The 22,526-nt window shown below is 74.1% G+C and carries 22 protein-coding genes; 11 read left to right on the top strand and 11 right to left on the bottom strand.

The window, feature by feature from the left end:
• Position 1: 1 nt before the first annotated feature.
• From AB0E14_RS09720 to AB0E14_RS09700, 5 genes are all read left to right on the top strand, one after another.
• Positions 2–1,285 (top strand): ATP-grasp domain-containing protein, encoded by a 1,284-nt coding sequence (locus tag AB0E14_RS09720; RefSeq protein ID WP_362414344.1) that lies wholly within the window; start codon positions 2–4, stop codon positions 1,283–1,285.
• Positions 1,278–2,012 (top strand): HAD-IA family hydrolase, encoded by a 735-nt coding sequence (locus tag AB0E14_RS09715; RefSeq protein WP_362414342.1) that lies wholly within the window; start codon positions 1,278–1,280, stop codon positions 2,010–2,012. Before AB0E14_RS09720 ends, AB0E14_RS09715 begins: the two co-directional genes overlap by 8 nt.
• Positions 2,009–3,142 carry a hypothetical protein gene (locus tag AB0E14_RS09710; protein ID WP_362414340.1) on the top strand — a complete coding sequence of 378 codons (1,134 nt, stop codon included), beginning with the start codon at positions 2,009–2,011 and terminating at the stop codon, positions 3,140–3,142. Before AB0E14_RS09715 ends, AB0E14_RS09710 begins: the two co-directional genes overlap by 4 nt.
• 100 nt (positions 3,143–3,242) lie before the next feature.
• A complete protein-coding gene (locus AB0E14_RS09705; protein ID WP_362414338.1) occupies positions 3,243–4,232 on the top strand; it encodes an NAD-dependent epimerase/dehydratase family protein in 990 nt (329 codons plus the stop codon).
• A gap of 199 nt (positions 4,233–4,431) precedes the next feature.
• Positions 4,432–5,127, top strand: coding sequence for a pyridoxamine 5'-phosphate oxidase family protein (locus AB0E14_RS09700; RefSeq protein WP_362414336.1), 696 nt, complete (start codon positions 4,432–4,434; stop codon positions 5,125–5,127).
• Between the two features lie 3 nt (positions 5,128–5,130).
• On the opposite strand, the gene AB0E14_RS09695 is transcribed toward AB0E14_RS09700, so the two are convergent.
• The 4 genes from AB0E14_RS09695 to AB0E14_RS09680 all read right to left on the bottom strand — a co-directional run bounded on the left by AB0E14_RS09695 (position 5,131) and on the right by AB0E14_RS09680 (position 7,404).
• The gene (locus tag AB0E14_RS09695; RefSeq protein ID WP_362414413.1) at positions 5,131–5,757 is read right to left on the bottom strand and encodes a dihydrofolate reductase family protein; all 627 of its coding nucleotides are present in this window, start codon (positions 5,755–5,757) and stop codon (positions 5,131–5,133) included.
• 161 nt (positions 5,758–5,918) lie between these two features.
• Positions 5,919–6,809 carry a sigma factor-like helix-turn-helix DNA-binding protein gene (locus AB0E14_RS09690; RefSeq protein ID WP_362414334.1) on the bottom strand — a complete coding sequence of 297 codons (891 nt, stop codon included), beginning with the start codon at positions 6,807–6,809 and terminating at the stop codon, positions 5,919–5,921.
• Positions 6,806–6,982 carry a hypothetical protein gene (locus AB0E14_RS09685; RefSeq protein ID WP_362414332.1) on the bottom strand — a complete coding sequence of 59 codons (177 nt, stop codon included), beginning with the start codon at positions 6,980–6,982 and terminating at the stop codon, positions 6,806–6,808. The genes AB0E14_RS09690 and AB0E14_RS09685 overlap by 4 nt, the downstream gene beginning before the upstream one ends.
• Before the next feature lie 23 nt (positions 6,983–7,005).
• Complete coding sequence (locus AB0E14_RS09680) at positions 7,006–7,404, bottom strand: DUF6479 family protein (protein WP_362414330.1); 399 nt, start codon at positions 7,402–7,404, stop codon at positions 7,006–7,008.
• A gap of 148 nt (positions 7,405–7,552) precedes the next feature.
• Between AB0E14_RS09680 and AB0E14_RS09675 the strand changes: the two genes are divergently transcribed.
• Positions 7,553–8,062 (top strand): SigE family RNA polymerase sigma factor, encoded by a 510-nt coding sequence (locus AB0E14_RS09675; protein ID WP_362414328.1) that lies wholly within the window; start codon positions 7,553–7,555, stop codon positions 8,060–8,062.
• Positions 8,063–8,150: 88 nt separating this feature from the next.
• Entirely contained in the window at positions 8,151–9,386 is a 1,236-nt protein-coding gene (locus tag AB0E14_RS09670; protein WP_362414326.1) for a hypothetical protein, read from the top strand.
• Positions 9,387–9,451: 65 nt separating this feature from the next.
• Here the strand turns inward: AB0E14_RS09670 and AB0E14_RS09665 are convergent, their stop codons facing one another.
• Entirely contained in the window at positions 9,452–11,158 is a 1,707-nt protein-coding gene (locus AB0E14_RS09665; protein WP_362414324.1) for a bifunctional 3'-5' exonuclease/DNA polymerase, read from the bottom strand.
• A gap of 78 nt (positions 11,159–11,236) precedes the next feature.
• Positions 11,237–12,496 carry a LuxR C-terminal-related transcriptional regulator gene (locus AB0E14_RS09660; protein ID WP_362414322.1) on the bottom strand — a complete coding sequence of 420 codons (1,260 nt, stop codon included), beginning with the start codon at positions 12,494–12,496 and terminating at the stop codon, positions 11,237–11,239.
• Between the two features lie 128 nt (positions 12,497–12,624).
• On the opposite strand from AB0E14_RS09660, the gene AB0E14_RS09655 reads away from it, so the two are divergent.
• A complete protein-coding gene (locus tag AB0E14_RS09655; protein ID WP_362414320.1) occupies positions 12,625–13,542 on the top strand; it encodes an NADP-dependent oxidoreductase in 918 nt (305 codons plus the stop codon).
• Between the two features lie 87 nt (positions 13,543–13,629).
• Here AB0E14_RS09655 and AB0E14_RS09650 read toward each other — a convergent pair whose 3' ends face one another.
• The gene (locus tag AB0E14_RS09650) at positions 13,630–14,748 is read right to left on the bottom strand and encodes a serine hydrolase domain-containing protein (protein WP_362414318.1); all 1,119 of its coding nucleotides are present in this window, start codon (positions 14,746–14,748) and stop codon (positions 13,630–13,632) included.
• A gap of 187 nt (positions 14,749–14,935) precedes the next feature.
• Between AB0E14_RS09650 and AB0E14_RS09645 the strand changes: the two genes are divergently transcribed.
• On the top strand, positions 14,936–15,610 hold the full coding sequence (locus tag AB0E14_RS09645; RefSeq protein WP_362414316.1) for a helix-turn-helix domain-containing protein: 675 nt from the start codon (positions 14,936–14,938) through the stop codon (positions 15,608–15,610).
• Between the two features lie 140 nt (positions 15,611–15,750).
• Here AB0E14_RS09645 and AB0E14_RS09640 read toward each other — a convergent pair whose 3' ends face one another.
• The 3 genes from AB0E14_RS09640 to AB0E14_RS09630 all read right to left on the bottom strand — a co-directional run bounded on the left by AB0E14_RS09640 (position 15,751) and on the right by AB0E14_RS09630 (position 19,814).
• The gene (locus AB0E14_RS09640; RefSeq protein ID WP_362414314.1) at positions 15,751–17,991 is read right to left on the bottom strand and encodes an FtsX-like permease family protein; all 2,241 of its coding nucleotides are present in this window, start codon (positions 17,989–17,991) and stop codon (positions 15,751–15,753) included.
• Positions 17,985–18,833: an ABC transporter ATP-binding protein gene (locus AB0E14_RS09635; protein ID WP_362414312.1), complete on the bottom strand. Its 849-nt coding sequence runs from the start codon at positions 18,831–18,833 to the stop codon at positions 17,985–17,987. The genes AB0E14_RS09640 and AB0E14_RS09635 overlap by 7 nt, the downstream gene beginning before the upstream one ends.
• Before the next feature lie 168 nt (positions 18,834–19,001).
• The gene (locus tag AB0E14_RS09630; RefSeq protein ID WP_362414310.1) at positions 19,002–19,814 is read right to left on the bottom strand and encodes an NAD(P)H-binding protein; all 813 of its coding nucleotides are present in this window, start codon (positions 19,812–19,814) and stop codon (positions 19,002–19,004) included.
• 79 nt (positions 19,815–19,893) lie between these two features.
• Here AB0E14_RS09630 and AB0E14_RS09625 point away from each other — a divergent pair, with 79 nt between their 5' ends.
• Positions 19,894–20,298 (top strand): helix-turn-helix domain-containing protein, encoded by a 405-nt coding sequence (locus AB0E14_RS09625; RefSeq protein ID WP_362414308.1) that lies wholly within the window; start codon positions 19,894–19,896, stop codon positions 20,296–20,298.
• Positions 20,295–21,428 (top strand): DUF2786 domain-containing protein, encoded by a 1,134-nt coding sequence (locus AB0E14_RS09620; protein ID WP_362414306.1) that lies wholly within the window; start codon positions 20,295–20,297, stop codon positions 21,426–21,428. Before AB0E14_RS09625 ends, AB0E14_RS09620 begins: the two co-directional genes overlap by 4 nt.
• A 24-nt stretch (positions 21,429–21,452) precedes the next feature.
• Here the strand turns inward: AB0E14_RS09620 and AB0E14_RS09615 are convergent, their stop codons facing one another.
• Entirely contained in the window at positions 21,453–21,941 is a 489-nt protein-coding gene (locus AB0E14_RS09615) for a hypothetical protein (protein WP_362414304.1), read from the bottom strand.
• Between the last annotated feature and the right edge of the window lie 585 nt (positions 21,942–22,526).

Genomic DNA, 22,526 nt, shown 5'->3' with positions numbered 1-22,526 from the left:
CATGACCGGTACCGCTACCGACACCCCTGGCGGGCTCCTCGCCGAGCAGCCCGTCCTCCTCGTCGTCTACGACGCGGGGAGCCTCGCCCCCACCCGACTCGCGGAAGCCGCCCAAGGGGTGGGCTGCGCCCTGGTGTTCGTCACGGCAGACACCGCGCACGCGCAGGAGATGATCCCCACCCTGGAGATGGTCGGCACCGTCGTGAACACGGCGGGCCGTACCGAGGCGCAGACGGTCGACACCCTGCGGGTCCTCGAACCGGCGGGCATCCTCACCTTCAGCGAGTTCCAGATCGCGGCCACGGTCCGGTTCGCCGAGGCCCTCGGGCTGCGCTACCACCGCCCGGCCGACGTCGAGGCGATCACCCACAAGGACCTCCAGCGGCAGCGGTTCGCCGAGACGGGCGTGGACAGCGTCCGCTTCCGCACCCTGACCGGGCCCGAGCAGGCCGACGAGGCCATCGCCCACGTCGGGCTCCCCGCGATCGTCAAGCCGGTGATCGGCGCCTCCAGCCGCAACACCGTGGCCGTCACCACCCCCGAGGAGTGCCGGGCCGTCCTCGACTCGGTCTTCACCGGGTCGGACGGCGCCCCCGCCGAGACGGCCGTGATGCTGGAGGAGCTGCTCGTCGGGCGGCCCACCCCGGCGCCCTGGGGCGACTACATCGCCGTGGACTGCGTCGCCGACGGCGACGACGTCCGGCCCGTCTTCGTCACCAGCAAGTTCGCCCTCGCGGAGCCGTTCCGCGAGCGCGGCGGCTACGGCGGCTTCTCCGTGGTCCCCGAGGACGAGGAGCGCGCCGTCCGCGACCTGGCGTGCGCGGCGGTGCGCGCCCTGAACATCCACGGCGTCGCCGACGTCGAGATCAAACTGACCGTGGACGGCCCCCGGGTCATCGAGGTCAACGGCCGGCTCGGCGCCTGGGTCGACGACCTCGCGGTCCGCTCGGGCACCTCCGACCCCGCGCACGTCGCCGTCGCGGCGGCCCTCGGCCTCCCGTACGAGACGCCCGAGGTCAAGCGGGGCGGGCCGATCGCCTTCCACTACCTGACCGTGCCGCCGTTCGGAGCGCGCCGGGTGCGCGCCATCCGCAAGGTCTCCGCGCTGCGCCGGCTCGTGAACGTCGACCGGGTGGTCGTGCTCGCCGAGCCGGGCGCCGACGTGGACTGGCGGATCGGCGCGCGCGGCAACACGGCGGCCGTCATCGGCTCCGCCGCCACCCATGAGGAACTGGCCGCGACCGTCGCCGCCATCGAGAGCGTGGACTGGATCGACTATGAGTGAGTTCAGCGGTTCGACTCGGAGCCCGTTCGCCGTCTTCGACCTGGACGGTGTCCTCGTCGACACCCAGGACGCCGAGAACGGCGGCCTGGCGTACGTCGGCGAACTGATGGGCCTGCGCCTGGACAAGGAGCGGCGCGACGAGCTGTTCTCCGGCAAGAAGATGCAGGAGTGCCTCGACCTGATGGCGGACCTCACGGGGACCGCGCCGCCGAGGGACGCCATGCCGATCGCCCGCGCCAGGTGCGAGGAGCTGATCGGCGACCGGATCGAGCCCATCGACGGTGTCGCGTACGCCCTGGAGCAGCTCGCCGCCGCTCTCGGCGACCGGATGTGCGTGGCCTCCAACAGCCCGCTCGCCATCATGGAGAGCCGGCTGCGCAAGGCGGGCATCCTGCGCCACTTCGAGGGCCGGCTGTTCTCCGCGTACGACATCGACGCCTGGAAGCCCGACCCGAAGCTGTTCCTCTGGGCGGCCGAGAGCTGCGGCGTCACGCCCGACGAGTGCGTCGTGATCGAGGACAGCCCGGTCGGCGTGGACGCCGGCCTGGGCGCCGGGATGCGGGTCCTGCAGTACACCGCCGACCCGGCCGACGGGCCGCACCGGGAAGGCGCCGTCGCCTTCCCCTCGATGCGGCTGCTGCCCCGACTCGTCCTCGAATCCCCCCTCATGGCGCCCGTCGCGCCGCCGTCCCTCGCCGTCGCCGCACACCTCGGAGGCACCGCATGAGCAACGCCCGCAAGATCATGGTCCTCGGCTCCGGCGACATCGGCCGCCGCGTCTTCCACGAGCTGGCGCACAGCCCGCACGACCGCCACCTCCAGCTGGTCGGCCGCGACGAGGAGACCACGCTCCGCGCCACCAACCTGACCCGCTTCTGCAGCGTCCAGCGCGGCTACGCGACCACGGTCAGCCACGCGCGGACCGACGTCACGGACGTGGCGCGCACGGCCGAGCGGATAGCCGCCTTCGACCCGGACATCATCTTCCTGGCCGTCAGCTACCAGGCCTGGTGGGTCATCTCCACCCTGGAGCAGGCCGCCTTCCAGCGGGTCTACCGCGCCAACTTCGGCCCCTGGCTGCCCATGCACCTGGTGCCGGTGATGAAGGCGATGGAGGCCGTCCGGCTGGCCGGCAGCCGGGCCCTCGTCGTCAACGCCGCCTTCCCCGACGCCGTGCACCCCGCGCTCGCCGCGATCGGCCTCTCCCCGGACATCGGCATCGGCAACGTCGCCAACAACGTGCCCGGCATCACCTCGGTCGCCGCCGACGAGCTGGGCCGCTCCACCGCCGACGTCGAGGTGCGCCTGGTCGCCCACCACTACGTCTCGCACCGCCTGTCCCGTACGGGCAACAGCGGACCGGCCGCCATGGGCCTCGGCATCCGGGTGGACGGCCGGGACGTCACCGCCGAACTCGACGTGGCGGCGCTCCTGAACCGCCTGCCCGCCGAGTACCGCCGCACCGGCGGCCTGCCGGGACAGACCATGACCGCGTCCTCCGCGCTCAGCGTCCTGGAGCCGCTGGCCGACGAGCGCGACGCGCTGGTCCACGCGCCCGGTGTCGACGGGGCGCTCGGCGGCTACCCGGTGGCCATCGAGGGCGGCAAGTTCCGGGCGGTGCTGCCGGACGGCATGACCCCTGAGGAGGCGCACGCCATCAACGTCTCCGGTTCGGTGCAGGACGGCATCAGCGAGATCCGCCCGGACGGCACGGTCGTCTTCGAGCCCTCCGCGATGGCGATCCTCGCGGAGGAACTCGGCTACGACTGCCCCGAGATGAAGCTGTCGGAGGCCGAGGACCGGGCCCGGGAGATCGCCGAGCGCTTCGCCGCGTACCGCGCGCGCACCACCGGCTGACGCGGGTTCTGCCGCCGCGTGCACGAACGGGACGGCCGGCCTCCGGGAAGCTTCTCCCGGCGGCCGGCCGTCCCACCTCGAACGGAGAAGAGGAACGACGATGAGGCTGCTGCTGCTCGGGGGAACGGACTTCGTCGGCCGCGCGGTCGCCGAGGCCGCGCGCGACCGGGGCTGGGACGTGACCGTGTTCCACCGGGGCGAGCACCCGGCGCCCCCCGGAGTGCGGGCCCTGCGGGGCGACCGCACCGCACCGGACGGCCTCGGCGCGCTCGCCGTGGGGGAATGGGACGCGGTCGTCGACACCTGGTCGGGTGCCCCGACGGTCGTCCGGGACGCGGCCCGGCTGCTGGCCGGCCGCGTCGGGCGCCACGCCTTCGTCTCCAGCCGGTCCGTGTACGCCTGGCCCGCTCCCGCGGGCCTCGACGAGTTCGGGCCGCTCGCCGAGGGCGACCCGGACGCGGACCACACGGACTTCGCCGCCGACAAGCGGGGCGCGGAGCTGGCGGTCGTCCGGGCGTTCGGCGCCGAACGCGCGCTGCTGGTCCGCCCCGGCCTGATCCTCGGCCCGCGCGAGAACGCCGGCCGGCTGCCGTGGTGGCTGGCCCGGATCAGCCGGGGCGGCACGGTCCCGGCACCGGGACCGCGCGACACCCCGCTCCAGTACGTCGACGCGCGCGACCTCGCCGACTGGCTCCTGACCGCCCTCGCACAGGGCCTCCACGGGCCGTACAACCTGGTCTCCGCACCGGGGCACACCACGATCGGCGAACTCCTCGACCTGTGCGTCCGCGTCACCGGCTCCACGGCCCGGCTGCGCTGGACCACCCCGGAGGCGATCGAGGCGGCCGGCGTCTCGCCCTGGACCGACCTGCCGATGTGGGCGCCGCCCGGCACGGACTTCCACGCCGCGATCCACGCGGGCGACGTCACCCGCGCCCTGGCCACGGGCCTGCGCTGCCGCCCGGCCGAGGAGACCGTCGCGGACACGTGGGCCTGGCAACAGGGCGTTCCCGGCGATGAGTTGAGGACGGCCGAGGGGCTGAGCGAGGAGGCGGAGGAGAAACTGCTCGCGGGAGGGGAGAGCCGGTAGCCCGCCCGGTGGTCGCTCGGTAGCCGTTCCGACAGGCGGGCGGCGGTGGCGGCGCACGCCCGGAGGACGTAGAAAACCCGGAGCACGCGCTCGCACCGGAGCACGCGCACGCACCGAGTGCACGCTCGCACCGGAACGAGCGGACGCACCGAAGTGCCCGCTCGCACCGGCACACACGCTCCCCGACGAAGAGGACTCCATGAGCACCGCCCCCGCAGGGACACCCGCCGCGCCGGACGATTTCGGTCCCACCGAGCGCACCCGCCTCCGCCGGATGCGCCACAAGGGCAGCCACCGGCGCGCCGATCTGGAGGCGGTGCTCGCCGCCGGGTTCCTCTGCCACCTCGGCGTCACCGTCGACGGCACCCCGATGGTGGTGCCCACCGTGTACGGCACCGAGGGCGACCGCCTGTACGTGCACGGCTCCGTCGCCAGCCGCAGCCTGGTCCAGGCGCCCGACGCGACGGTCTGCGTCACCGTGACGCACGTCGACGGCCTGGTCCTCGCCCGGTCCGTCTTCGAGCACGGGGTCAACTACCGGTGCGCGATGATCTACGGCGTTCCGCGTGTGGTGACCGACCCGGAGGAGAAGCTCCGCGGGCTGCGGGCGCTCACCGAGCAGAGCACGCCCGGCCAGTGGGAGTACGCGCGGCAGCCCAGCCGGAAGGAGCTGGCGGCGACCTCGCTGCTGGCCCTCGACCTCACCGAGGCATCGGTCAAGATCGCCTCGGGCCCGCCGGACGACGGCGAGGGGCCGGACGCCGAACTGGGCCTGTGGGCCGGGGTCCTCCCGGTCGTCACGACCTTCGGCACCCCGGTCCCCGACCCGCTCCTGCCGGCCGGCGTCGAGCCGCCCGCGCACATAGCGGGCCGCGCGGGGAGCCGGCTCGGCTGAGGGTCACTTCCGCCAGAACAGATGGTGGGTGACACCGCTGGGGCTGGGCACGATCTCCAGGTGGAAGCGGTCGAGCAGCTCGTCCGGGGACTTCCAGAGCCGTGATCCCGCGCCGAGTTCCACGCCGTCGGCGACCGCGACATGGAGGGTGTCCACGAGGTCGGCGTCGAGGAACTCCCGTACCGTGGCGGCCCCGCCGCCGAGCCGGACGTCCTTGCCGTCGGCCGCCTCCCGCGCCTGCGCGAGGACCGTGGCGGGGTCGGCGTCGACGAAGTGGAACGTGGTGTCGGAGAGCGTGAAGGACGGCCGCACATGGTGCGTCATCACGAACACCGGGGTGTGGAACGGCGGTTCGTCACCCCACCAGCCCTGCCACTCCAGGTCCTGCCACGGCCCGCGCTGCGGCCCGAACTTGTTCCGGCCCATGATCTCCGCGCCGATGTTGTTCGCGAAGTCCCGGGTGAAGTAGTCGTCGATGCCCCGGGTGCCCCCGGGCTCGGTGCGGTTCGGCCAGCTCGCCGTGGCACCGGCCCAGGCGAACATGGTCCCGGGGTCGGCGTGGCCGAAGGGCCGTTCGAGGGTCTGGTTCTCGCCCGCGCCGAATCCGTCGCGCGAGACGCAGAAGTTCATGACTCTGAGCAGTTGGTCCTGGTGCACGGGTCTCCTCCTGAGGCTGTCGAAGGGGTGGACCGTCCGGGCCGGCGGAACTCATCGGCCCGTCGCGGGCGCGTCGCGGGCCCGTCGCGGGCGCGGAAGGGGAAGGAGAAGCGGGGCGCGGGCACCCGGGGGCCTCAGCCGCCGTCCAGGACCTCCACGCGCAGCCGGTCCAGATGGCCGGGGTCCATCAGGACGTCGACCGCAGTGACCCGCCCGTCGATCACGGTGAAGGCCATCACCACGGCAACCCCTGCCTCCACCTGCCCGACCAGTCCCGCCGCGCCGTCCACGAGTGCGGGATACGCCGTCCCGGCCCGCTCGGCGAGGAGATCGGCGACCGCCCGAGCCCCGTGGGCGGTGGTCGCCCCGGCACGTACCGCCGCCGCGTCGGCGCGCAGCAGGACGTCCGGGTCGAGGAGCGCGCGCAGGCCGTCGGCGTCCCCGCCGCGCGCGGCGGCGTGCAGCGCGGCCACGACCTCCCGCTGGCGCGTGAGGTCCGGCGCGGGCATCTCCTCCGCACCCCGTACGCGGACGGCAGCCCGGCTCAGGAGCTGCCGGGTGGCCGCCGGGGTGCGGTCCACGACGGGCGCCACCCGCTCGATCGGCACCGCGAACATGTCGTGCAGCACGAACACCACCCGCTCGGCGGGCGTCAGCGCGTCGAGGGCGGCGAGCAGGGCCGGGTCGACGGGGTCGGCGGACCCGCCGCCCCGCCCCGGCTCGCGGGGCTCGTCCGTGGCCGCCCAGGCGCCCGTTGCCCAGGGATCCCAGGGGTCCTGGCGCAGGGACTCGCGCGCCCGGAGCCGTTCGAGGCAGACACGCGCGACGCGGGCATCGGGGTCACCGACGCCCGGCCCCGCCGAGCTGTCCGTCGAACCGTCCGTCGCGCCGCCCGCCGACCCCGATGCCTCGGCCCGGACGGGCGCGGAATCAAGCACCCGTCCGACCGCGACATCGGCCTCGGCGGCCGAGCCGAGCAACGCGTACGCGATCGCCCGCATCCGCCCGGGATCGTCCTGCCTCACGGCGTGATCGACCACCTCTCCGCTCCACCTCCGTCGCAGGCCAGGGCCACGGCCAGGGACGGGTCCGGGGCCAGGGACGAGCCCCGGGACAGGTCCAGGGCCAGGGACGGGTCCCGGGACAGGTCCAGGGCCAGGGACGGGTCCCGGGACAGGTCCAGGGCCGCCTGGTCCATGGCCTGGCACGGCAACGGCACGATCAGTCGCCGTGCCCCGTACCGCCGCTGCCGAAGCCGCCGCTGGAGATCCCGCCCCACTTGCGCTTCTCCTCGCTCGGCGGGTCGGGCGAGGTCTCCGTGCCCGAGGTGCCGCCGTTCTTCAGCTCGTAGGGCATGAGGCGGTGCTCGCCGTCGGTGTGGGGCATCTCCGCCGGCCGCCGGTACTCGGACATCTCGCCGGGCAGACCGCCCTCGGGCCGGTGCGGATGCTCCTCGGCCTTGGGGGTGGGGGACTCCTTGTCCCGGACCCTCATCCCGAACCAGAACGCGCCGATCAGTACGGCGACCACGACCAGGCCGCCGAGAACCTGGGCCAGCCCGGACTGCCAGACACCGGCCGCCGTCGTGACCCCTGCGGAATCCACGAGAAAACCGTTCATGTTCCAGAGATACCCATCTCGGACCAATCTGAGCAATACGTAATTTTACGGACCTGGTGATCTCCCGGCTCGAAAGCGCGTGAAACATTTCCCCGGCCCCGTCGCGTCAATGAGGTGTAGGACGGTCGGCGCGACGGAGGGGAGGGACATGAGGCAGTCCCGTGCGGACGAGTTCCTGGAGTTCGCGGCTGCCAGGTCGGGCCATCTGTACCGGTCGGCATGCCTGCTGACCAGCGGAGACACCCATCTCGCCGAGGACCTGGTACAGGAGACGCTGGGCCGGATGTACGCGATGTGGGGTCGCGTCCACAGGGTCGGCAACCCGGCCGGGTACGCGCAGACCGTCCTGGTCCGCACGTTCCTCAGCCACCGGCGGCGACGCTCCGCGACCGAGCGTCCCCTGGGCGAGCTGCCCGACCGGGCCCCGGAGGACGGCGACGATCCGACGCTGCGGATCGCCCTGCTCGACGCGCTGGCGGCGCTCGCGCCCAAGGACCGGGCGGTGGTGGTCCTGCGGTACTGGGAGGACCGCAGCGTCGAGGAGACGGCCGACGCGCTCCACGTCAGCTCGGCGGCGGTCCGTACCCGCACCTCCCGGGCGCTCGCCAAGCTCCGGCAGCGACTCGGCGGCAGCATCGTCGAGTTCGCGCCCCGCTGACCCCGCTGACCAGCGACTTCTTCAGATTTCCCCTTCCTTTCAGCTCTTTTCAGTGCTTTCACTCATGGACCGGAGACGGTGATTCGGCATGCCTCTGAACGAGGGACACGACGGTTTCGAGGACGAGCTCGGTGCGGCGATCCGCCGTACCGGTGACGGTTTCGCCACCGAGGACGGCCGCGGGCTCGTGACCGGGGGCCTGACGCGCGGCCGGCGCCTGGTGAAGCGCCGCCGCACGGCCGCCGTGACCGGCGGCGTGCTGGCGTTCGCGCTGGTCGGCGTCGGCGGGGTGTACGCCGGTGACCTGATGGGTTCGGGCACGGAGACGGAGGGCGCCTCGGTCGCCGCGCCGCGGGGCACGGCCCCCGCGGGGGCCCTGGGGGCCGTCCTCAAGGCGAACACCCCGCCCGGCAACTGGTCCTTCGACCACAGCGACGCCAGGTCCGTCTCGGCCGTCTACGAGGACGGCAAGGGCCCCGCGGGCGTCACCGTGGGCCTCTACGTGGCGGGACAGACCGAGGAGTCGGCCGAGGGCCAGGTGACCTGCCCGGACAAGGCGTACGTGCCGCACGACGCGTGCATGACCGACGATCTGCCGAACGGCGACCGGCTGATGGTCCTCCAGGGGTACGAGTTCCCGGACCGGCGCACGGACACCAAGACCTGGCGCGCGGTGCTGCTCACGAAGGACGGCTTCCTGGTCGACGCCAGCGAGTCCAACGCGGCCGGCGCCAAGGACTCCGCCGTCACCCGCACGGACCCGCCCTTCAGCCCCGCACAGCTGGAGACGCTGGTCACGGCGCCGGGCTGGCGGCCGCTCCTGGAGAAGCTGCCGACCCGGAACGCGCCGCCCAGCCAGAGCGGCGACACCCCGCCGCAGACCCCGGACGGAGCGAACGGCGCCGACGTCGGGGCGACCCTGCGCTCCCTGCTGCCCAAGGGCCTCACGGTCGTGTCGAGCGGCGGGCAGGACGAGGAGTTCGCGTACGTCGTCGTGAACGACGGCAAGGGCAAGAGCCTCGTCCAGATCAATGTGCAGAACCGCATGGGGGACCTCGCCCCGCACCTCAGGGCCGGCGGCGCTACGCAGCTGTCGGACGGACAGCTCGTCCTGGTCGCCGAGCAGCCCGGCGAGAAGGGCGGCGCGGGGGTGACGGCCTGGACGGCCGAGTCCCTGACGTCGTCGGGCTTCCGGGTCGTGATCTCCGCGTTCAACACGGGCGCGCAGCACGAGGCGGCGACGCGCGCGAAGCCCGCGCTCACGAAGGCCCAGCTGAGGGACCTGGCGCTGAGCCCGAAGTGGTCGAAGTTCGAGACGCGGTAGTTCGAGGGGCGGTGCCGGACGGGCGCGGGCGGGGCCGTAGACGACGGCCCCGCCCGCGCCGCCCGTCACTTCGCGTCCGCGTACCGCTCCACCGTCGCCGTCGTGAACGGGAAACGGACCGGTGTGTGGCCGAAGGCGATACGGCCCGCCTCGTCCCCGGCCGCGCGGATCGCGTCCGTCACCGCCTCGGCCTCCTCGGCCGGGCAGTGCACGATCACCTCGTCGTGCTGGAAGAAGACCAGCTCGGCCCGCATCCCCGCGGTGGCGCGGCGCAGCGCGGCGAGCATCAGCAGCGCCCACTCCGCCGCGCTGCCCTGGACGACGAAGTTGCGCGTGAACCGGCCACGCGCCCGGGAGTTGCCGGAGGCGTAGCCGGGCGTGTACTCGCCCTCCCCGGCCGCCGGTCCGACGTCCTGGTCGCCGCCCTCCTGCGGGATGCCGGCCTCGTCGTCCTCGGCGGTGCCGACCGCGCGCGGGCTGGTCCGGCCGAGCCAGGTCCGGACGAGCAGCCCGTCCTCGCCGGCCTTCGCCGCGTCGTCGACGTAGGCCACGGCGCGCGGGAAGCGGCGGCGGAGCGCCGCCAGGTTCTTCAGGCCGTCGCCGCTGGTCTGTCCGTAGATCGCGCCGAGCAGGGCGAGCTTGGCGTGCTCGCGGTCGCCGGAGAAGCCGCGGTCCGACAGGCGGGTGTAGAGGTCGTCGGGGTGTCCGGCGACCTCCATGAGACCGGGGTCGCGGGAGATCGCGGCGAGGACCCGGGGCTCCATCTGGTCGGCGTCGGCGACGACGAGCCGCCAGCCCTCGTCGGCGACGACGGCCCGCCGGACGACCTTGGGGATCTGCAGGGCGCCGCCGCCGTTGGTGGTCCAGCGGCCGGTGACGGTGCCCCCGGGCGTGTACTCGGGCCGGAAGCGCCCGTCCCGCACCCAGTCCTGGAGCCAGGACCAGCCGTGGGCGGTCCAGATCCGGTACAGCTTCTTGTACGCGATGAGGGGCGCCACCGCCGGGTGGTCGAGCTCCTCCAGCTCCCAGCGGCGGGTGGACCGCACCCGGATCCCGGCCCGGGCGAAGGCCTTGACGACGTCGGCGGGCAGGTCGGGGCGGACGCGGTGGCCGAAGGCGGCGGAGACCTCGTCGGCCAGCTCCGCGAGGCGCCGGGGCTCGCCCCCGCCCGCGTACCGCTCGCCCAGCAGCTCCTGCAGCAGGTCCCGGTGCACGTCGGCGCGCCACGGCAGGCCGGCCCGGTGCATCTCGGCGGCGACGAGCATGCCCGCGGACTCGGCGGCGGTGAGCAGCCGCATCCGCCCCGGGTGGGCGGTCCGGTCGTGCCGGGCCTGCTGCTCGGCGTAGACGGCGAGGAGGTCCTCGAAGGAGACGGCCGCGGCGGTCGGCCGGGCCTCGAAGAGGGAGTCCTGCGAGCCGGGCTCGGCGGCCCGCTGCGGCGGATCGGGCGGTACGGGAGCGTTCCGCAGGCGGGCGAGGGCGGCGGCCGCGGACCGGGGCTCCCCGAGCCGCCCCTCGTGCCCCAGCAGGAGCCCCTCGGCGACCTCGATGTCGTAACACCGCTCGACGCGCACCCCGGCGGCGAGCAGCCGCGGGTGGATCTCGGCGGTGGACCGCCACACCCAGCGGGTGACGCCGGGCCGGGAACGGACGGCCTCGACGAGGTCGGGCTCGTGCAGGACGGGGCCGGTGGGCAGCGCGTCGGGGCCGAGGGGGACGAGCCGTGCTCCGTCCCCCTCCGCCTCGGCGGCCAGCGCCCACCTCTCGCTCACGGGTGCGAGTCTGGCACCCACCACTGACAGCGCCGCTCCGGCAGCGCCGGTCGGACAGGGCCGCTCGTCTCTGGCCGACTACGCCGCTCTGTGGAACATCGCGGCGGCCTCGCCCCGCGAACCGACCCCGAGCTTGGTGAGGATGTTGGCGACGTGGAACTTCACGGTCGACTCGCTGATGTGCAGCTCGGCCGCGATCTGCCGGTTGCGGTGGCCGAGGGCGAGGTGGGTCAGAACCTCCAGCTCGCGTTCGCCGAGGCCGGTGAGCGGGTCGACGGCGGCGGCGGGCGCTTCGGGGGTGGCGAGCGGGAGGGTCGCCGTGAAGGTCGTGCCCCAGCCGGGGACGGCGTCGAACGCGAGGCTCCCGCCGAGCACGTCGAGGCGGTCGGTGACGCTCCCCGCGCCCGCGGGGCAGGCGTCCAGGGCGCCGGGGCCGTCGTCGCGCAGCGTGGCCCGCAGCTCGTGCTCGGTGACCTGCCAGCCGACGTGGACCCGGCCGACCGCCTCCTGTTCGAGGACGACGAGCAGCAGCGCGTGCACGATGGCCCGCGCACCGTGGGCGACGTCGGCCGGCAGGGTGCGGGGAGTGTCGGGGGGCCCGAGTTCGAGCTGTACGGGGCTGTGCCGGAGCATCGTGCGCAGCCCGTCCGCCAGTCGTTCGAAGGCCTCGTGGGCGGGTTCCTCGGCGACGGACCGGTCCCGTGTCGCCTCGGCCCGCATCTGGATCAGCGCGTTGCCCGCGAGGTCGATGGCGGTGGTCCGGGCGGAGGCGTCGTCGAGGGCGCGGCTGCGGAGCACGGCGAGGATCCCGGAGAGCGCCGAGGAGTGCGCGGTCGTCAGCTCGGCGATGACCCGGGCGCGGGTGTCGGCGGCGGTCCGCGACCGGGCCAGGGCGCCGGGCATCGCCTCGACGGCGAACCGGTCGAAGTGACTGGTCACCAGATCCCAGAGCGCCTGCACGACACCGAGGACGTCACCGCTCACGTCCGCGTCCTCGTGCTCGTCCTCCGCGCGGACGAGCACGAGGACGGACCGGCGCGCGGTCGCGTCGCTGGTGACGGCGACGACCGCGCGCTCGACGCCACCGGTGACGACGCGGCCCTGCCAGGGCCGACCGGGGATGCCGGAGGCGAGCAGTGGGGTGAGTTCGGCGGCGGTCGGCAGCCCGGGTCCGGGCTCGCCGACGCTCTTGTACGGGGAATGGGCGCAGTGGGTCGCGAGTTCGGCGGCGGCGTCGTGCGGGATCAGCGGCCCGAGCGCGGCGGAGAGCCGGGGCAGGATCCGGCCGAGGGGCTGCCGGATGATCTCGTACGCGGTGGTCAGCGTGAGCGCGTCCATGGGGGGAGCTTAGGCCTGCCCTTTCGGCCAGGTAGGCCTGTCCGAACGACGGGCGGAGAACGGTGCACGGCGCGACAAGCTGGACCTCGACGACGAACGGCAGTCAACGAGGGTCCACGGAGGCCGAGATGGAAGCGATCGTGTACGAGGAGTTCGGCGGCCCGGAGGTCCTGCGCCATGTGTCGGGGCTCGCGGTGCCCGAGCCGGGGGAGGGCGAGATCCGCGTGAGGGTGGCGGCGGTGGGCGTCAACCCGGTGGACCACAAGCGCCGTTACGGCTGGGTGGAGGCGTTCTACCCGACGACGTTCCCCGCGGTGCCGGGCCTGGAGTTCGCGGGCACGGTGGACGCGCTGGGGCCCGGGGTCACGGGGGTGCGGGTCGGCGATGAGATCCTGGGGTGGACGACGACGGGCGCCTACGCCCAGTACGCGCTGTCGGACCTGTGGGTCCCGAAGCCGGCGGAACTCTCCTGGGAGCAGGCGGCGAGCCTCCCCGTGGCGGGCGAGACGGCGGAACGGGTGCTGGACCTCCTCGGCGTGCGGGCGGGCGAGACGCTGCTGCTGCACGGTGCGGCGGGCGCGGTCGGCTCGGCGGCGGTCCAACTGGCGGTCGCGGCGGGCGTGACGGTGATCGGCACGGCGTCGGAGCGGAACCACGCGTACCTGAAGTCCCTGGGCGCGATCCCGGTGACGTACGGCGAGGGCCTCGCGGCCCGCGTCCGCGCGGCGGCCCCCGACGGCGTCGACGCGGTCTTCGACGCGGCGGGCCACGACACGCTTCCGGTCTCGATCGAGTTGATGGCGGGCGAGAAGACCCGCATCGTCACGATCGCGGCGCCGGACGCGGAGGCCCACGGCATCGTCTTCTCGGGCGTCATCGGCGACCGGGAGAAGGTCCGCGAGGACCTCACCACCCACGCGAAACTGGCGACGACGGGCGCCCTGACGCTCCGCGTGGCGCAGACCTTCCCCCTGAAGGATGCGGCACGCGCCCAGGAGCTGAGCGAATCGTCCCGCGCACAGGGCAAGTTGATCCTCCTGCCCTGAGCGCGTACGGGCCCTTGGCGGGCAGGGTTCCCCGACCGACTTCAGGGAACCCGCCCCGTGCGCCGGGCCGTCCTCGGTGGGTGTCGGTCAGCCGTACATCGCGACGCGGTAGAGGGCGTCGAGCGCGTGGTCGATCGCATGGGGCTCCGGTCGGCCCGAGGAGTCGAGCCGGTTGGGCCTCTGCAGGTTCACCGCGACGGCCATCCGCCGCCTTCCGTCGGCACGGGTCATGGCCAGCGTTCCGGCACCCCAGACCGTGCCGCCGTGGCCCCAGAAGGTGGCCTGGCCAGGGGCTTCCATCGGGTACAGGCCCAGGCCGTAGTCGTTCGTCTTTCCGTCCTGGGTGACGACCGGGACGGTGCGTCGCATCTGCGCCAGTGACGAAGGGCTGACGATCTCGCCGGCCAGCAGCAGACCGTAGAAACGGTTGAGGTCGGCGACGGTCGATATCAGTGAGCCCGCCAACCCTGCCCATGACATGTCGAACACGCTGTAGTCGCGCGGCGGGTCGATCATGCCGAACCACGCCTCGTAGATCCGCGAGTGCGGCCCGTCGATGTCGGGCCCGGTGGGGAGTTCGGTGTCGCGGAGTCCGGCGCGCTCGATGACGTTGCGGGTGATGTACCGCTCGGCCGTCGTGCCCGTCACCCGCTCCAGGAGTTCGCCCAGGAGCAGGTAGTTGGTGTTGGAGTACAGCCCCGGAGTGGCGCCCGGGGCGCCGGCGGGTGGTGCGGCGACGCCCATCGCGATGAGTTCGGTGGGGTGGAAGCGCGTGAGCCGGTTGTCGTCCAGGCTCTGGGGCCCGGTGTTCGCGAGGTCGGGGTAGGCCTTGAGGGACGGATAGGCGTAGGGGAAGTACTCGGCGAGGCCGCTGGTGTGGTTGATCAGCATCCGGACCGTGATCGCCTCGCCGCGTGCCCCCGGAACCAGCCGGGGGAGGTACCGGCCGATCGGCGCGTCGAGTGCGATCCGGCCGCTCTCGACCTCCCGCAGCACCGCGACGCTGGTGAAGGTCTTGGTGACGCTGCCGACGCGATGCCGCATGTCGGCCGTGACGGGGCGCCCGGTCTCGACGTCGGCGACCCCGGCGGCGCCCCGCCAGACCTGCTCGCCGTCGCGTACTTCGGCGAACAGGCCCGGCATCCCGGCGCGGTGGACGTTCTCGATGGCCGCGTTCAGCTCATCGGGGTTCAGTGCGTTCCTCACGACTTGCGTCCTTTCATAGGCCCCGGGGTCGAGCTCCGCAGAGGTCGCCGGACCGGGGTGACAGGGCACGAGCGGTACGTCGGCCCGCTCGGTGCAGGCCGCGCTTCAGGTTCACGCACACATTATGCACGCGGTGCGTGCAACGCCAAGTGCATAGGTTAGGCTGGCTGTTGGCGAGAGGGGTGAGATGGCAGGTCGAAGGCGATGGTCGACCGAGGAGATCCTGGACGCGGCGGCGGAGCTGCTGCGCACGGGCGACGCCGAGTCGTTCAGTGTGCGCAAGCTCGGCGCGGCCCTCGGGACCGACTCCTCCAGCCTCTACCGGCATTTCCGCAGCAAGACCGAGTTGCTGCGGGCGCTCGCCGACCGGATCCTCGTCTCCGCCATGGAGGGCTACCGCCCCGAGGGCGACTGGAAGCAGCGCATCACCGCCCTGGCCCTGCGCGTACGGGAGGCGTTCGGCCGGCAGCCGCAGGTCGCCGCGGTCTGGGGCCGCTACGCGTCAGGAGGTACCGGCTCCCGGCTCGCCATGGAGGAGCTCCTGCAGGCGCTGCGGGCGTCCGGGCTGCCCGACGAGGAGATCCCCGAGCGCTACCACCGGCTCACGGTCCTCATCGCCTCGCTGATCGCGTCCGAGGGCGGGGTCGGCACCATGACCGCCGACGAGTACGAGCAGGGACTGGAGTTGTTCCGCGTCTCGGCACTGGGCGCGGACCCCGAACGGTTCCCCGCCCTCGCCCACTTCGCGCGCGATGTCCGGCCGCTCGGGGCGGACCGCCGTGCCGCGTTCGAGGAGATCCTCGCCGCCCATCTCGCCCACATCGAGGCCGCGATCCCGCCGAAGCGACCGACGGGGTCGTGAACGCGGGCGGCGCTCTGCCCCTGACCCCCTCGATGACCTGACCCTGCCCCCACCGGTCCGCCCTCTGGCCTCAGGAACCAGGACGGGGCGGTGACCCGGCTCCGACCCTGGTCACCGCCCCGTCCACCTACCTTCGCCGCTCAGCGCGTCGCGCGCCACGCGGGGAGGGCGGAGGCGGTCGCCGCGACGAGGGCGCAGGTGGCCGCCGCCGCGCCGACGGCGGTCCAGGGAACGGTGAGCGAGACCGGGGCCGAGAGGGCCGCGAGGGCGGCGCCCTGGACGGCCAGACAGGCCGCCGTCACCGTGAGGCCCAGCGCCGTGCCGATCGCCACCGCGAGCGCCGACTCGCCCGTCACGACCCGCAGGATCTGGGCGCGGGTGGCGCCGGCCAGACGGAGCGCGGCCAGTTCCGCGCCCCGTACCGAGGTCGCCATGAGGAGCGTGTTGGCGAGCGCGATCACCGTGTAGACGAGGGCGATGCCGAGGACCAGGAGCAGGCCGAGCCGGGCCTCCGGGCTCGACGCCGGGTGCGCGGCGGCGGCCCAGTCCTCCACGCTCCGCACGGTCCCGCCCGCAGCGGCCAAGGCCTCCGCGTCCACGCTCCGTACGGTCCTGCCGGCAGCGGCCGGCGCCTCCGCGTCCACGCCCTGTACGGTCCCGGCGGCAGCGGCCGGCGCCTCCGCGTCCACGCCCTGTACGGTCCCGGCGGCCTCCGCCCGGGGCTCCGGCGAGGCTCCCGCCCTCGCTCCCACCCCCCGCGCGTCGATCCGGTCCACGACCGCCCCCGGGGCGTTCGCCCGCGTCACGTACGGGCCGTTGTCACCGGTCCCGAGCGCGAGTACCGCCGCCACCCGCAGCCGGACCGGACCGCTCCCGTCCGCGCGCCACACCTCCACCACGTCACCCACCGTCCGCCGCTCGAACTCCTCGTTCACGACGATCGACCGGTCGTCCAGGTCGGCCACGTCCCCGGCCACCACCGGCAGCCGCGACAGTTCCGCGAAGGCCGCCGGGTCGGACACCGCCCGCGCCCCGTACTTCACCAGCGCCTCCTCCCCGTCCCGTACGAAGACCGAGGTGGCGCCCGTCGCCGACGTGCCCGGCACCGGCCGCAGGTCGTCGCCCGTCACCACCCACTCCGCCCGGGTCTGCTCCCGCGCCTCCGCCGCCTTCGTGCTCGTGACCGTCGCCGACGCCCCCAGCAGCGAGCCGGCCAGCGCGACCGTCACGAGGACGGGCGCGGCGACGGCGGCGGTACGGCGGACGGCCGCCGCGCTGTTCTCCCGTACGAGCATCCCCGTCGCCCCCGGCAGCCGCACCGCGCGCGCCACCGGCCCGACCAGCACCGGGGCCAGCAGGGCCACGCCCGTGATGAGGAGCATGGGCACGGTCGTGTACGTCTTGCGCTTCAGCAGCTCCGACGGCTCGGTGACACACGTCCACACCAGCAGCGCCGCGCCCGTCACCAGCAGGCCCGTGCCGAGCAGCGCCCGGCCGAGCGGCAGCACGTCCCGGTCGACGTCCGCGTCCCGCAGCGCGTCCGCAGGACCGACCTTCCCCGCCCGCCGCGACGCGGCGAAGGCCCCCGCGAGGGCGACGGTCACGCCCGTCCAGAAGGCGACGTGGAAGGGCCACGCGGCCCCGCCGATCGCGAACCACTCGGGCGCGAGCCCCCCGTCCACCAGCACCCGTGCCAGCCAGGGCGCCGCCCACCCGCCCAGCGCGCACCCGGCGGCCGAGGCGAGCACACCGACCCCGGCGGCCTCCGCGAGCAGCATCCGCCGCACCTGACCGGGCGTCGCGCCCGCCGTCCGCAGCAGTCCGAACTCCCGCCGCCGCAGGGCGACCGCGAACGCGAAGGTGGACGCGACGACGAAGACGGACACGAAGGTCGTGACGCCCCCGGCCGTGCCGAGGAGCGCGTTGACGGCGACGAGCGCCTCGGCGTCCCTCTCCGGTTCGGGGTCGGCGAACCGCCGCTCGTCCCCGGTGAGCACCCTGGCCCGGTCGCCGACGAGCGTACGGACCTCGGCGGCGGGGCCGTGGACCCCGACGGCGTCGGGGCCACCGGCGGTGGTGACGGTCCAGCGTGCCTTCAGCTCGCCAAGCAGTTCGATATCCACAGCCTGTGGACGGTCGAGCTTCTGCGAGACGGTGGCGGTGGCAGGACCGCGCCGTACCTCGACCGTGACCGCGTCCCGCCCCTTCACGACCACGGGCGCCGCCGCGAACCGCTGCGGGGCCCGCTCGGGCGGGTCGAAGGTGGCGGAGAGGCCGAGGCCCATGGTCGTGAGGAGCCCGACGCCGAGCGCGAGGGCGACGAAGCTGCCGAGGAAGGCGGCCCAACGGGCGCGCAGCCCGGCGAGGACGACGGTCAGCACGGCAGGACCTCCACGCCGGAGGCCGCCGTGGACGTGGCGGCCGCTGGCGCACCCGCCACCGTCGACGTACCAGCCGCCCCTGCACCCGCCTCAAGGCCGGCCATCCGCCCCGCGACCCCCTCCACCGTGGGCCGGTACAGCTCACCCGCCACCGTCCCGTCGACGAGGAACACCACCCGGTCCGCCCGGGCCGCAGCCACCGGGTCGTGCGTGACCATGATGATCGTCTGGCCGTCCCGGTCCACCAGCTCCCGCAGCATCGTCAGGACCTCGCGGCTGGTGGTGGAGTCGAGGGCGCCGGTCGGCTCGTCGCCGAAGAGCACCGCCGGGCGCGTGATCAACGCCCGCGCGATCGCGACCCGTTGCTGCTGCCCACCGGACAGCTCCCCGGGCCGGTGGCGCTCCCGCCCACCGAGCCCGACCCGTTCAAGGGCCGCCCGCACCTCACCCCGCGACACCCGCCGCCCCGCGAGGCGCAGCGGCAGGGCCACGTTCTGGGCGGCCGTCAGCGAGGGCAGCAGGTTGAACGACTGGAAGACGAAGCCGATCCGGTCCCGCCGCAGCAGGGTCAACCGCCGCTCGCTCAGCCCCGCGAGACCGACCCCGCCCACCTCGACCGTGCCGCCCGTGGGCCGGTCGAGGCCCGCCGCGCACTGCAGCAGCGTGGACTTGCCGGAGCCGGAGGGCCCCATGACGGCGGTGAAGGTCCCGGCGCGGAAGTCCAGGTCGACGCCGTCCAGGGCCCGCACGTCCCGGTGATGGCGGCGAAGACCCACCAGCCGAACGGCGATGGGGGAGCGGTCGGAGCGGTCGGAACGGTCGATGGGGTTCGTTGAGGTCATGCCCCCAGCGAATCGTCTCCGCGCCCTCGGATCACGACCGCTGAAGGGCGTCTCCGAGGTATGCCTGGCCCTACCCCCGCCGTACGGCTGCCCCCGCCGTACTGCTGTCCGCGGCCGCCGTACGCCTGTCCCCGCCGTACGACCGTCCGCGCCGTACGACCGTCCGCGCTACCCCCGCCGCACCGTCGCCACGAACACCTCCAGCGCGTCCAGCGGCGCCCGCCCCAGCAGCTCCCGCAGGTCGCTCTTGACCCCCGTACCGTCCAGGAAGCCGTGGGCGATGGCCGAATACGTGCCCGTCAGCATCGGCACCTGGAAGTCCACGGCCCCGGAGGTCGCGATCGCCGTGCGTGCCTCGGCGAGCGTCCCGGGGGCGTACGTGGCGCCCAGGGCCTCCGCCAGGTCCGCCCCGCCGAGCGGGCGCTCGCCGACGAGCTCGTAGGTGCGGCCGGCGTGCGCGGCCGGGTCGGTGGCGACGCGGACCGCGATCTCGGCGAGGTCCGCCCGCGCCACGGCGGCGAGCCTGCCGTTCCCGAGGGGCGCGGTGATGCGGTTGTCGGCGTCGGGCGTCGCGATCCAGGTGAGGAACTCGGCGTACAGCCCGTTGCGCAGCACCGTCCACTCCACGCTCGACCGCTGGAGCCGCCGCTCGGTCCAGCGGTGGGCGAGGGAGTACGTGAGATGGTCGCCGTCGCCGGAGAGGCTGGTGTAGACGACGTGCCGGACTCCGGCGGCCTCGGCGGCGGATATCGCGGCCTCGTGCCGGGCGATCACGACGTCGTCCTCGCCGTACCCGGCCGAGATCAGCAGCAGGGTGTCCACCCCGGCGAAGGCTTCCGGCAGGCTCGCGGGCGCGTCGAAGTCGACGTGCCGGGTGCCGGGCAGCCCGGCCCGGGTGCCGAGGAGCACGTCCTCGCGCCCCGCGAGGCGCTCCGCGACGAGCGAGCCGAGGCCGCCGGAGACACCGGTGACGAGCAGCATGATTCCCCCTGGTTTCGTGGTTCCGTCCCTGTCGGACCATGCTGGAGGCAAGGCGGGGATCTTGTAAGGAGGCACATTCGTGTACGAGGGGCACACCGAGGTAACCAGTGGGGCGGGAGCCGCCGACCCCCTGGTGAGCTGTGCGGAGGAGTGCGGGGTACGGGATGTGCAGGACCGCCTCGGCGACAAGTGGACCGTGCACGTGGTCGTCGAACTGGCCGCGGGCCCACGGCGCTTCAAGGAGCTGCAGCGCCTGGTCACCGGCATCTCGCAGCGCATGCTGACCCTGACCCTGCGCCGTCTGGAGCGGGACGGACTGGTGACGCGGACGGTGTACCCGACGACCCCGCCACAGGTGGAGTACGCGCTGACGGAGACGGGGCACAGCATGACGCACCTGATCAAGCAACTGATCGACTGGTCGCTCGACCACCGCGCGGTGATCGGCCGCGCGCGCGAGGAATGGGACGCGAAGCAGTCATGAGCACGGGGACGACGGTGGACAGGGCCCTGGAGACCGCCCTGTACACGGACGAGGACGCGCTCCTCGACACGGCGGCGTCGCTGCTCGCGGCCGACCGCTCGGCGGACGCGGAACTGGCGCGCCGGGGTGAGGAGTTCGTACGCAGGGCATGGGAGCGGGGCTGGCAGCCGGCGGATCTCGTACGCCTGGTGAGACGGGACCTGGCGGAGGAGCACGTACGCCTGGCAGGGGTCTTGATCGCGGCGGAGACGGCGGGCTACGCACACCTGCCGCACCGCTGGGCCGCCCAACTCGCCGACCTGGACACGAAGCCCGCCCGGGGCGCGGACCGCTTCTCGTCGGCGACGACGACCCTCGAGCTGTACCGCCTCCTGGTCCGGCTGCCGTCCCTCGAACCGGTGGGCCCGGTCCCGGGCGACGCGCTTCCGGCGCCGGCGGCGGGGGAGCCGCGGATGCTGACGCGGGTCCGCGCGCTGCTGGCGAAGGCCGAGGCGACGGGGTACCCGGAGGAGGCGGAGGCGCTGACCGCCAAGGCCCAGGAGCTGATGGCCCGGCACAGTCTGGACGAGGCGGCGCTGGCGTCGCGCACGCCCTCGGGCGATGTGCCGGGGGCGCTACGGGTCGGGGTGGAGCCGCCGTACGAGCAGGCGAAGGCGATCCTGCTGGACGCGGTGGCGACGGCGAACCACTGCCGGGCGGTGTGGAACGAGCCGTACGGCTTCTCGACGGTGGTCGGCTTCGAGGCGGACCTGGATCCGGTGGAGCTGCTGTACACGTCGCTCCTCGTCCAGGGGACGGCGGCGATGACGCGCGCGGAGGCGGAGCAGCGGGCGGGCGGCCGGAGGCGTACGAAGTCCTTCCGGCAGTCGTTCCTGCTGGCGTACGCGAACCGGCTCGGCTCTCGTCTCGCGGCGACCGCGCGCCGGGTGTCGGCGGAGGAGCCCACGCTGCTTCCGGCGCTGCGCAGCCGCGAGGCGGCCGTCACGTCGCACACGGACGAGATGTTCCCGCGGACCCGCACGACCCGGGTCCGCGCGATGTGGGACGAGGCGGGCTGGTCCCACGGCACGACGGCCGCGAACGCGGCGGGCCTGGGGCGGGCGGGCCAGGGGGAGGTCGAGGGCGGCTAGGGCCAGGGCCCAGGGCCTCACGGGTCAGGCGGCGCGGCAGAGCGCGTCCGTGTCGACGTTCCTGGCGAGGGACACGCTCCGGGCGGACCGCTCGCGGGCGAAGACGACGAGCCGCAGAACGGCGAACCGGGCGACTCCGGCGAGCGCGGAGGCGGAGAGGTAGACGACCTGCTCGAGCACCGCGCCGGGCGAGGCCACGAGCTGCTGCAGGACGAACATCGCGACACAGGTCACCGCGTACGCGGCCGCCGCCGACCCGGCCGACTGCAGGTGCTGGCGCCGGGTCGCGCGCCCTCCCGCACCGAAGGTGAAGCGCGCGTGCAGCTCGGTGGCGAGGAGCGTCGAGACGACGGCGACGAGGGCGTTCGCCACCGCCCAGGGAACGAGGGCGGCGAGCGCGGCCACCCCGAAACTGGACGCGATCCCCACGCCCCCACCGCAGAGCACGAACCGCGCGAAGGCCACGAAGGCACCGGGCGCCGCGTGCTGCGTGCCGCTCTCCGCTGTCTCCATGACCCGACCCCTTCGCCGCCTCGACGCACGCGAACTGCGAGTGGCGCCATGATGGCACATGCATGGCGCCATGGCGAGTGATTGCTCTGGGGTCAGGTGCCGTGCAGGCTCCGTCGATCCCCGTCGGTAGGGGTGCGATTGCGATCGCGAGGCGCCCTGAACTGCTCACTTTCTCCCCACAAGGCATCCTGGCGCCATTGGCGCCAATGCTGGCGCCAATAACCGCCGCGGCGGCGCCAACGCCACACCGCAGCGCCAATGACTGCCCGCGGCGGCGCCAACGCCACACCGCAGTGCCAGTGGCTGCCGTGGCGGCGCCAACGCCGCACCACGCCCCCCTCCCGGGCCCCCGCCTGCCCAACGTGCACCACCTCCCCCTAAGCCAGGCGCGCCGTCCCCCGAACAAGCCCACGGGCCCCGGCTCCTGGGCCCCAAGCCCCCGATCTCCGGGGCGTCTGAAACCTCCGGGTGTGAGCCCTCCGCCCTCCGGGGCCCTGCGTGCGTCCGGTTCCCGCGGCCCTCCGCGCCCCGGCTCTCCTCCGGCTTCCCGAGCCCTTCGGCCCCCGGCCCCGCCCTCGGTGCCCC

This window comes from Streptomyces sp. NPDC047981 (genome assembly GCF_040653315.1).
Classification (GTDB): Bacteria; Actinomycetota; Actinomycetes; order Streptomycetales; family Streptomycetaceae; genus Streptomyces.
Note: the sequence above shows the minus strand (reverse complement) of the source record. Positions and strands in the feature narration are given on the sequence as shown.